The sequence below is a fragment of the Shewanella mangrovi genome, from assembly GCF_000753795.1.
Classification (GTDB): Bacteria; Pseudomonadota; Gammaproteobacteria; order Enterobacterales; family Shewanellaceae; genus Shewanella; species Shewanella mangrovi.
This window is the reverse complement of record NZ_JPEO01000049.1, coordinates 1-373: the sequence shown is the minus strand read 5'-3', so window position 1 is coordinate 373 and position 373 is coordinate 1. Positions and strand designations below refer to the sequence as shown.

General features: G+C 41.3%; 1 protein-coding gene. It reads right to left on the bottom strand.

The genetic code is table 11. The annotated features are described in order from the left end of the window. Positions 1-247, bottom strand: a 247-nt coding sequence (locus HR45_RS19575; RefSeq protein ID WP_206537920.1) for a hypothetical protein, incomplete at its 3' end; no start/stop codon positions are given. Positions 248-373 lie beyond the last annotated feature (126 nt).

The window sequence follows — 373 nt, the reverse complement described above, 5'->3', positions numbered from 1 at the left end:
GAGCTCTTAACTGACTAAATTCACTTATAAAACTGGTAACGGCGCTTGGAATTATGTTTCCAACTTTTTGCAAGGTCATATACGTGGGATGGATAATCATCCCAAGGGTTAGCGAGTGCTCGCCCCCTCGCAGCTCTGAGCTTGATTGGATAGCCTTTACACTCGATTTCATGAAGAAAGAAGTAACTTTTTTCTTGTCTTGTGGAAAAGCATTTATGTATGCCACTACGTATGTTTGGGTAGGCATTCCAACCATATCGACCACAGCATTTAATCTGGTATCGATACTGTGACTTTAACTTTTTCATTTCCCCTCCAGGTTTACATTACCTAGAAGGGATCCTCTGCAAAGTAATTCATCTCACCCCCTATT